Raw genomic sequence first — 9,009 nt, 5'->3', positions numbered from 1 at the left:
CATGTTGATGCCAAAACGAACTAAATTTCGCAAACAGATGAAAGGCAGAAACCGCGGTAAAGCTACTCGCGGCGCTGATCTTGCTATGGGCGAGATCGGAATAAAAGCCGTAGAAGCGGGCCGCGTAAATTCGCGCCAGATCGAAGCGGCTCGTGTGGCTCTAACCCGCCACGTAAAACGCCAGGCTAAAACTTGGATCAGAGTTTTCCCGGATAAGCCGCTAACCAAAAAACCTCTACAAACTCGTATGGGTAAAGGTAAAGCCGGAGTCGAAGAGTGGGTTATGAATATAAAACCGGGTCGTATAATAGTCGAAATGGCGGGCGTAGATGAGGAATTAGCGCGCGAAGCTCTAACTCTAGCCATCCACAAACTTCCGTTTAAGACTAAAATCGTAACGCGAGAGAGTGAAAATGAAATATACTGATATTAAAGACAAGAGCGTTGCAGAACTTAACGCGTTATTGAAAGAGAAAAAGGTGCTTTTATTTACTTTAAGACAAAAGCTAAAAACCATGCAGCTAAGCAACCCTAACGAGATTCGCGCCGTCCGCAAGGAAATAGCGCAAATCAACACTGCAATTAGCGCTTCAAAGTAAGGGGTGAGAAATGGCATTAAAAAGAGAAATTCAAGGTGTCGTTTTACAAAAGGCCGGCGATAAGACGGCTACGATTTTGGTTGAGAGACGCGTTATGCACCCAAGATACCACAAATTCGTAAAACGCTTTAAAAAATATATGATTCACGACGAAAAGAACGAAACTAAAGCGGGCGATACGGTCGTAGCTGTCGAATGCAGACCGCTAAGCGCGAGAAAATCTTTCCGCTTAAAGACTATTTTAGCGACGGGGGTTGAGTAATGATACAATCTTTTACGAGGCTTACGGTCGCCGACAATAGCGGTGCGAAAGAGCTAATGTGTATTAAAGTTTTGGGCGGTAGCAAGAGAAGATACGCGACGCTTGGCGACGTTATCATCTGCTCGGTTAAAAAGGCGCTTCCAAACGGTAAGATCAAAAAAGGTCAAGTGGTAAAAGCAGTCGTCGTTAGAACTAAAAAAGAGGTTCAAAGAGATAACGGCTCGCTAATCCGCTTCGACGAAAACGCAGCCGTCATCCTAGATAACAAACGCGAGCCTATCGGTACTCGTATCTTTGGACCGGTCGGCCGTGAGGTTAGATACGCTAACTTTATGAAAATCGTTTCGCTTGCTCCGGAGGTGTTATAATGGCTAACGTTAAATTTAAAGTAAAAAAAGGCGATACCGTTAAGATCATCGCAGGCGACGACAAAGGTAAAACAGGTAAAATTTTATCCGTCCTAGCCAAAAAAGGACAAGTCATCGTCGAGGGCTGCAAGGTAGCTAAAAAAGCTATAAAACCTAGCGAAAAGACCCCAAACGGCGGCTTTATCAATAAAGAGATGCCTATTGATATCTCAAACGTTGCAAAAGTTGAGGGCTGAAAATGAATAGATTAAAAGCTAAATATAACGAGGTCGTAAAGCCTGCTTTGGCTAAAGAATTCGACATCAAAAATCCTATGCTAATCCCTGCGATCGAAAAGATCGTGATAAGCGTAGGTGCTGGCGAATCGGCTAAAGATCAAAAGCAACTTCAAAACATCGCCGATACTATTTCGCTAATCGCCGGACAAAAAGCTGTTGTTACCGATGCTAAAAAATCGGTTGCGGGCTTTAAAGTGCGCGAGGGGTTCCCTGTCGGCGTAAAAGTAACGCTTAGAAAAGAGAATATGTTTGCGTTTTTAGACAAGCTAATCTCTATCGCGCTACCGAGAGTTAAGGACTTTAGAGGTCTTCCAAAAGACGGTTTTGACGGACGCGGAAACTACAACTTCGGCCTTGACGAACAGCTAATGTTCCCAGAGGTTGAGTACGATAAGATTTTACGCACTCACGGTATGAATATAGTTATAGTCACGACGACAAACAGCGACAAAGAGGCATTCAAATTGCTTGAGCTATTTGGTTTGCCGTTTGCGAAAGGAAAGTAATATGGCGAAAAAATCAATGATAGCAAAGGCTGCCAGAAAGCCTAAATTTGCGGTTCGCGGCTATACGAGATGCCAAATTTGCGGACGTCCGCATTCGGTTTATAAAGATTTTGGAATTTGCCGCGTATGCCTAAGAAAAATGGCTAATGAGGGACTAATCCCGGGTCTAAAAAAAGCAAGCTGGTAAGGAAGAGAAATGTTAAACGACTTAATTTCAGACGGACTAACTCGCATTAGAAACGCCGCAATGAGAAGACTCGAGACTACGAAGCTTCTTCATTCAAACGTCGTCGAGGCTACTTTATCTATCCTTGCGGCTAAAGGCTATATCGAGAGCTACAACGTCGTAGAAGAAGATAAAAAGAAATTTATAAACGTAGTTTTAAAATACGACGAGCACGGCAGAAGCGTGATTAACGAGCTTAAGCGCGTATCAAGCCCGGGTCGCCGCGTTTATAAGGGAAAAGACGAGATCAAGAGATTTAAAAACGGCTACGGAACGATCATTGTTAGCACCAGCAAAGGCGTTTTGAGTAACGAAGACGCTCACAAAGCTGGCGTAGGCGGAGAGATCCTCTGCTCTGTGTGGTAATGAACGAAAACGATGTGGGACATCGTTTTCGCATCATTGAAGTGAAGCTTAAACGATAGGCTTCCCGGATTTCCGGCGGGGCATCGTTGTTGCATCCTTGAAATGAAGTTTGAATTGATAGGCTTGTTTTTGTAGCAAGACGTCAATTCGACATCATTAGAATGAGGTTTGAAGCGATAGGCTTGTTGTATTTGCAACCGCGACATCGTTTTCGAATCTTTGAAACAAAATTTGACACAGCAGGTTTTCTTAATTTATAAAATTTAGGAAAGACTTCTGCCGTCAAATTTATAAAATTTAAAAACGGAAGCTTAAATTTAAAAAGCTTTCCAAATTTAGCTCGACTTGTAAATTTACCCGAATTTGGCAAAGCTAAATTTAAAAACGACGATGTCAAATTTTGACGTTAAATTTTGGAAAAAAACTCCAAAAAACAAGTCAAATTTGACGAGAAAATTAAAGTGTTTGAAGCGGTTTTTTATCGCTTCGATTCATTTCTATTTTTATGGTATTGCGGTATCCATTCGTAAAAGTAGACATACCCTAGACAAGTAAAAAAGGAAAAAAATGTCACGTATAGGAAAACAGCCGATAGCTATTCCAAGCGGAGTAGAGGTCAGCGTAGAAGGCAACGTCCTTAAATTTAAAAAAGGCGCTCATTTAAAAGAGCTTGACACAAAAGGGCACGTAGACGTTAAAGTCGAAGATGCTCACATAGTATTTTCTCCAAAGAGCGACGAGAGACAAGATAGAGCCTACTGGGGCACCTATAGAGCGCTTGCAAACAATATCGTCATCGGCATCACAAAAGGCTTTACTCGCCAGCTTGAGATCAACGGTGTCGGTTACAAAGCCGCAGCTAAAGGCCAGGTACTTGAGCTTACTTTAGGATTTTCTCACCCGATAAATCACGAAGTGCCAAAAGGCGTTGAAATCAGCGTAGAGAAAAACATCATAACTATCAAAGGCGACGATAAGCAAGTGGTAGGCCAGATCGCAGCTCAAGTCAGGGCTTATAGACCGCCTGAACCGTATAAGGGCAAAGGCGTTAAATACGTAGAAGAGCGCATCATCCGCAAAGCCGGTAAGACATCTAAGAAGTAAGGGATAGATAATGACAGCAAATGTATTAAAAAGAAAACTCGCTCTTAGAATCAAGAGAAAAAGAAGAATCAGAGCCAAAATTTCCGGCACTGCGGTATTGCCTAGAATTTCTATCTTCAAGTCAAACAGAACTCTTTACGTCCAAGCTATCGATGACGTAGCAGCCGTAACTCTAGCGGCGGCAGACGGCAGAAAACTAGGCGTAAAAGCAAACAAAGAAGGCGCCGTAACTTTGGCTAAAGAATTTGCAAAAACTCTAAAAGCTAAAAAAATTGAAACGGCATTATTCGACAGAAACGGCTATTTGTATCACGGCGTTATAGCGGCTTTTGCAGACGCATTACGTGAAAACGGTATCAAACTATAAGGAAAATCGCTATGGAAAAATATAACAGAGAAGAATTCGAAGAAGTAATGGTTGATATCGGCCGCGTTACAAAGGTCGTAAAAGGCGGTCGTAGATTTAGATTTACGGCTCTTGTCGTAGTAGGAAACAGAAATGGCCTAGTGGGCTTTGGCTTCGGTAAAGCAAAAGAGGTGCCGGACGCTATGAGAAAAGCCGTAGACGACGCGTTTAAAAATATCATCGAGGTAAAAAGAAAAGGCTCGACTATACCTCACGACGTAGAGGTTAAATTTAACGCTAGCCGCGTTTTGCTTCGCCCTGCTAGCGAAGGTACGGGCGTGATCGCGGGCGGTAGCGCTCGTCCTATTTTAGAGCTTGCGGGCATCAAGGATATCCTAACGAAATCGCTTGGCTCAAACAACTCGGCAAACGTCGTTCGCGCTACTTTAAAAGCGCTAAGCATGCTTAAAGGCTAAGGAGAAGATATGGGACTAGAAAATTTAAAACCTGCCGAGGGCTCGACTAGACAAACCAAAAGACTAGGTCGCGGCCAAGGTAGCGGTCAAGGTAAAACCGCAGGCAAAGGACACAAGGGTCAAAGAGCTAGAAAAGGCTACAACGAGAAAAGAGGCTTTGAGGGCGGTCAGCAACCGCTTCAAAGACGCCTTCCAAAAGTAGGCTTCACTTCTAAATTTGAAAAACCTTACGTAATCAACGTAGAAAAAATCGTTGCGATAAAAGAGCTAAGCGAGATCACTATCGCTACTATCGCCACCGTACACAAAATTTCAAGCAGCGTCAAGAAAATCAAATTGATCGGAGTGAGCGCGAAAGATTTGGCTTCGAAAATCAAAGACGAGAACGTAACCGTTAGCGGACGTGCGTAATGAATAAGACATTGACCAACAAGATTTTAATCACGTTGGCATTTTTATTTGCTTACAGGATACTGGCATACGTGCCGGTTCCTGGCGTAAACGCTAGCGTTATTAAAGATTTTTTTGATGCGAATTCAAACAACGCTTTGGGTATGTTTAATATGTTTAGCGGTAATGCCGCCGAACGTCTTAGCATCATCTCTCTAGGCATTATGCCATACATTACGGCATCTATCATTATGGAGCTTTTAGCGGCTACCTTCCCAAATTTGGGTAAGATGAAAAAAGATCGCGACGGCATGCAAAAATATATGCAGATCATCCGCTACGCTACTATCATTATCACGATTGTTCAAGCCATCGGTGTAAGTATGGGGCTTCAAAGCGATCACATGATTGGTAAAAACGGCGATGCTGCAGTTATTATCGATAAAAATCTCTTTATTGCCATAGCCGCCGCATCAATGCTAACCGGAACCATGCTTTTGATGTGGATAGGCGAGCAAATTACCCAGCGCGGTATCGGTAACGGTATCAGTCTTATAATTTTTGCAGGCATTGTAAGTTCAATTCCAAGGGCGATAGGTAACACAGTAACATCATTTAATACAAACGAAATTAATTTTTTTGTAGTTATAGGTTTGGTGCTTATTGTTCTAGTAACAGTTGGAGTAGTAATATACGTTGAAATGGGTGAGAGGCGCGTGCCGGTGAGCTATTCGCGTAAGGTCGTGATGGAAAATCAAAATAAACGCATCATGAACTATATCCCTATCAAGGTAAATTTAAGCGGCGTTATTCCTCCGATTTTCGCCAGCGCGATTTTGATGTTTCCAAGCACTATTTTACAAGCCAGCACCAATCCGACTATTCAAAAAATAACCGATTTTTTAAATCCTAGCGGCTACTTTTTCAACTTTTTGACGTTTTTACTGGTCGTATTTTTTGCTTATTTTTACGCTTCGATCGCGTTTAACGCAAAAGATATCAGCGAAAATTTAAAAAGACAGGGCGGCTTTATCCCGGGTATTAGACCTGGCGAAGGTACGGCCGGCTTTTTAAATGAAGTCGCATCAAGGCTAACGTTTGGCGGCGCGATCTATCTCGGACTTATCTCGACTCTGCCTTGGGTGCTCGTTAAATTTATGGGCGTTCCGTTTTATTTCGGCGGCACATCGGTACTGATCGTAGTCTCTGTCGCGCTTGATACGATGCGAAGGATAGAAGCTCAAATTTATATGAATAAATATCAAACTCTAAGTGCGGTAGGCTTGTAATGGCTATAACCATCATGCAGCCAAACGACATAGAGAAGATGCGAGCGGCGAATAAAATCGTCGCTCAAACCCTCGACTACGTAGAAAGTGTGATCAAGCCCGGCATCTCACTGCTCGAAATAGATAAAATTTGCGAGGATATGATAAGGTCCGCAGGTGCAAAGCCGGCATTTAAGGGGCTTTACGGCTTTCCAAACGCCGCTTGTATCAGCGTAAACGAAGTAGTCATCCACGGCATCCCGAACGAATACAAACTGCAAGAAGGCGACATCGTAAGCGTTGATATCGGCTCAAATTTGAACGGATATTTCGGCGACTCGGCTAGGACCTGGGGCGTAGGTCAAATTTCGCGCGAGGACGAAAAACTAATCGCTTGCGCTAAAGATGCGTTATATTTTGCGATAGATACTGTAAAAGCGGGAATGCACTTTAAAGAGCTTAGTTTTGAAATCGAGAAATTTATAAGAGCTCGCGGATTCGTTCCGCTAACGGGATTTTGCGGTCACGGCATCGGCAGGCGCCCGCACGAAGATCCGCAAATTTTAAATTATTTAGAGGGCGGCAGCCCAAAATCGGGACCGAAAATCAAAAATGGAATGGTATTTTGCGTGGAGCCGATGATCTGCCAAAAAGACGGCACTCCCGTGATCGGTCACGACAAATGGAAAGTAACTAGCAAAGACGGGCTAAGAACCAGCCACTACGAGCATTGTATGGCGGTCGTAGGCGGACGTGCGGAGATTTTAAGTCTAGCGTAAAATTTTAAAATTTACAAATCGTTCGCGCGACTTGTAAATTTTAAAATTTTAATTTGTGGTGAGTTGAAATTTTAATTTCAAACTTCCGCCGAGCGGCGAAAGTAAATTTAACAAAAAGGAGTTAAGTGGCAAAAGACGACGTCATAGAGATCGACGGCAACGTCATCGAGGCGCTGCCAAACGCGACGTTTAAGGTCGAGCTCGACAACAAACACGTGATTTTGTGTCATATTGCGGGCAAGATGAGGATGCATTATATAAAAATAATGCCTGGAGACCGCGTAAAGGTGGAACTAACGCCTTACAGTCTGGATAAGGGTAGGATAATTTACCGACATAAGTAAATTAAAAGCTAAATTTGGCTATACTCAGCCCTTTGCGACAAATTGCTGTATGAAGAATTGTTTTCAAAGCCCACCACTTGTTTTGAAAATAGTTGGTTTAAAATTTCGTTAAACCTGATGCAGCCTAAAAGTGGAATAAATTTTTAGGAGACTAGAATGAAAGTTCGTCCTTCTGTAAAGAAGATGTGTGACAAGTGCAAAATTGTCAAGCGCCAAGGCGTAGTTCGCATAATCTGCGAAAATCCAAAACATAAACAAAGACAAGGATAAAGCATGGCACGTATCGCAGGTGTGGATTTACCAAAGAAAAAGAGAATCGAATACGGCTTGACCTATATTTACGGTATCGGTCTTCATAAATCTCGTCAAATTTTGGATGCTACCAAAATTTCTTACGATAAAAGAGTAAACGATCTAACCGAAGACGAAGCTGCGGCTATCCGCAAAGAGATCCAAGAGAACCACGTGGTGGAAGGCGACCTTAGAAAAAGCGTCGCTATGGACATCAAGGCTCTTATGGACTTAGGAAGCTACCGCGGTCTAAGACACAGAAAAGGTCTTCCGGTGCGCGGTCAAAAGACTAAAACAAACGCTAGAACTAGAAAAGGCAAGCGCAAAACAGTCGGCGCTGCGACTAAATAAGGATAAGCGATGGCAAAAAGAAAAGTAGTTAAAAAGAAAATTGTAAGAAAAAGTATCGCTAAAGGTATCGTTTATATAAGCGCGACTTTTAACAACACTATGGTAACGGTTACCGATGAGATGGGAAATGCTATCGCTTGGAGCAGTGCCGGCGGACTAGGCTTTAAAGGAAGTAAAAAATCAACTCCTTACGCAGCTCAACAAGCAGTAGAAGACGCTCTAGCTAAAGCAAAAGAGCACGGCATAAAAGAAGTAGGCATAAAAGTGCAAGGTCCTGGCAGCGGTAGAGAGACCGCAGTCAAGAGCGTAGGTGCGGTAGAGGGTATAAAAGTAACGTTTTTAAAAGATATAACCCCGCTTCCGCATAACGGTTGCAGACCGCCGAAACGCCGCCGCGTATAATTAGAAATTTAGGAGAATTATTATGGCTAGATATAGAGGACCCGTTGAAAAATTAGAAAGAAGACTCGGCGTTAGTTTGGCGCTAAAGGGCGAGCGTCGCTTGGCAGGTAAAAGCGCGCTAGATAAAAGACCTTATGCTCCGGGACAACACGGACAAAGAAGAAGCAAGATAAGCGAATACGGCTTGCAGCTTCGCGAAAAACAAAAAGCCAAATTTATGTACGGCATTAGCGAGAAGCAATTCCGCCGCTTATTCCAAGAGGCCGCTCGCCGCGAGGGAAATACCGGTGCGCTTTTGGTACAGCTTTTAGAACAAAGATTAGATAACGTAGTTTACAGAATGGGCTTTGCGACGACTCGCCGCTTCGCTCGTCAGCTAGTTACTCACGGACATATTTTAGTAAACGGCAAGAGAGTAGATATTCCTTCTTATAGAGTTCAAGCGGGCGCTAAAGTAGAAGTTATCGAGAAGTCTAAAAACAATCCGCAAATCGTTCGCGCGATCGATCTTACGGCGCAAACCGGCATCGTAGCTTGGGTCGACGTCGAAAAAGATAAAAAATTCGGAATTTTCACAAGAACTCCGGAAAGGGAAGAAGTCGTCATTCCTGTCGAGGAAAGATTCATAGTAGAGCTTTATTCGAAATAATAAG

19 protein-coding genes are annotated in these 9,009 nt (G+C 43.1%); all 19 read left to right on the top strand.

Annotation, left to right across the window (positions count from 1 at the left end):
* The first annotated feature begins 1 nt into the window (after position 1).
* Complete coding sequence (gene rplP / locus Q0218_RS09700) at positions 2–427, top strand: 50S ribosomal protein L16 (protein WP_002947109.1); 426 nt, start codon at positions 2–4, stop codon at positions 425–427.
* The gene (rpmC, locus tag Q0218_RS09695; RefSeq protein ID WP_124851387.1) at positions 414–599 is read left to right on the top strand and encodes a 50S ribosomal protein L29; all 186 of its coding nucleotides are present in this window, start codon (positions 414–416) and stop codon (positions 597–599) included. Before rplP ends, rpmC begins: the two co-directional genes overlap by 14 nt.
* 10 nt (positions 600–609) lie before the next feature.
* Positions 610–861, top strand: a complete 252-nt coding sequence (gene rpsQ, locus Q0218_RS09690; RefSeq protein ID WP_297969083.1) for a 30S ribosomal protein S17 — start codon at positions 610–612, stop codon at positions 859–861.
* Positions 861–1,229 carry a 50S ribosomal protein L14 gene (gene rplN / locus Q0218_RS09685; protein WP_002947105.1) on the top strand — a complete coding sequence of 123 codons (369 nt, stop codon included), beginning with the start codon at positions 861–863 and terminating at the stop codon, positions 1,227–1,229. Before rpsQ ends, rplN begins: the two co-directional genes overlap by 1 nt.
* Complete coding sequence (gene rplX / locus Q0218_RS09680) at positions 1,229–1,465, top strand: 50S ribosomal protein L24 (RefSeq protein WP_002943173.1); 237 nt, start codon at positions 1,229–1,231, stop codon at positions 1,463–1,465. The genes rplN and rplX overlap by 1 nt, the downstream gene beginning before the upstream one ends.
* Before the next feature lie 2 nt (positions 1,466–1,467).
* Positions 1,468–2,013 (top strand): 50S ribosomal protein L5, encoded by a 546-nt coding sequence (gene rplE / locus Q0218_RS09675; protein ID WP_002953670.1) that lies wholly within the window; start codon positions 1,468–1,470, stop codon positions 2,011–2,013.
* A gap of 1 nt (position 2,014) precedes the next feature.
* Positions 2,015–2,200, top strand: coding sequence for a type Z 30S ribosomal protein S14 (locus Q0218_RS09670; RefSeq protein ID WP_002941532.1), 186 nt, complete (start codon positions 2,015–2,017; stop codon positions 2,198–2,200).
* A 9-nt stretch (positions 2,201–2,209) separates the two neighbouring features.
* On the top strand, positions 2,210–2,605 hold the full coding sequence (gene rpsH / locus Q0218_RS09665; protein ID WP_002943159.1) for a 30S ribosomal protein S8: 396 nt from the start codon (positions 2,210–2,212) through the stop codon (positions 2,603–2,605).
* Positions 2,606–3,172: 567 nt separating this feature from the next.
* Positions 3,173–3,709 (top strand): 50S ribosomal protein L6, encoded by a 537-nt coding sequence (gene rplF, locus Q0218_RS09660; RefSeq protein WP_009494834.1) that lies wholly within the window; start codon positions 3,173–3,175, stop codon positions 3,707–3,709.
* A gap of 10 nt (positions 3,710–3,719) precedes the next feature.
* A complete protein-coding gene (rplR, locus tag Q0218_RS09655; RefSeq protein WP_295141345.1) occupies positions 3,720–4,076 on the top strand; it encodes a 50S ribosomal protein L18 in 357 nt (118 codons plus the stop codon).
* 11 nt (positions 4,077–4,087) lie between these two features.
* Positions 4,088–4,531, top strand: a complete 444-nt coding sequence (gene rpsE, locus Q0218_RS09650; RefSeq protein ID WP_002943402.1) for a 30S ribosomal protein S5 — start codon at positions 4,088–4,090, stop codon at positions 4,529–4,531.
* 9 nt (positions 4,532–4,540) lie between these two features.
* Positions 4,541–4,942 carry a 50S ribosomal protein L15 gene (rplO, locus tag Q0218_RS09645; RefSeq protein ID WP_297969079.1) on the top strand — a complete coding sequence of 134 codons (402 nt, stop codon included), beginning with the start codon at positions 4,541–4,543 and terminating at the stop codon, positions 4,940–4,942.
* A complete protein-coding gene (gene secY / locus Q0218_RS09640) occupies positions 4,942–6,210 on the top strand; it encodes a preprotein translocase subunit SecY (protein ID WP_297969077.1) in 1,269 nt (422 codons plus the stop codon). The genes rplO and secY overlap by 1 nt, the downstream gene beginning before the upstream one ends.
* Positions 6,210–6,968 carry a type I methionyl aminopeptidase gene (map, locus tag Q0218_RS09635; RefSeq protein WP_297969074.1) on the top strand — a complete coding sequence of 253 codons (759 nt, stop codon included), beginning with the start codon at positions 6,210–6,212 and terminating at the stop codon, positions 6,966–6,968. The genes secY and map overlap by 1 nt, the downstream gene beginning before the upstream one ends.
* A gap of 125 nt (positions 6,969–7,093) precedes the next feature.
* On the top strand, positions 7,094–7,312 hold the full coding sequence (gene infA, locus Q0218_RS09630; protein ID WP_002943098.1) for a translation initiation factor IF-1: 219 nt from the start codon (positions 7,094–7,096) through the stop codon (positions 7,310–7,312).
* A 156-nt stretch (positions 7,313–7,468) separates the two neighbouring features.
* Complete coding sequence (gene rpmJ / locus Q0218_RS09625) at positions 7,469–7,582, top strand: 50S ribosomal protein L36 (RefSeq protein WP_002947091.1); 114 nt, start codon at positions 7,469–7,471, stop codon at positions 7,580–7,582.
* Between the two features lie 3 nt (positions 7,583–7,585).
* Positions 7,586–7,954, top strand: a complete 369-nt coding sequence (rpsM, locus tag Q0218_RS09620; protein WP_002943382.1) for a 30S ribosomal protein S13 — start codon at positions 7,586–7,588, stop codon at positions 7,952–7,954.
* A 9-nt stretch (positions 7,955–7,963) separates the two neighbouring features.
* Complete coding sequence (gene rpsK, locus Q0218_RS09615; protein WP_002943522.1) at positions 7,964–8,356, top strand: 30S ribosomal protein S11; 393 nt, start codon at positions 7,964–7,966, stop codon at positions 8,354–8,356.
* 22 nt (positions 8,357–8,378) lie between these two features.
* Positions 8,379–9,005, top strand: a complete 627-nt coding sequence (rpsD, locus tag Q0218_RS09610) for a 30S ribosomal protein S4 (protein ID WP_002943554.1) — start codon at positions 8,379–8,381, stop codon at positions 9,003–9,005.
* Positions 9,006–9,009: the final 4 nt, after the last annotated feature.

This window comes from uncultured Campylobacter sp., from assembly GCF_938039245.1.
Classification (GTDB): Bacteria; Campylobacterota; Campylobacteria; order Campylobacterales; family Campylobacteraceae; genus Campylobacter_A.
Note: the sequence above shows the minus strand (reverse complement) of the source record. Positions and strands in the feature narration are given on the sequence as shown.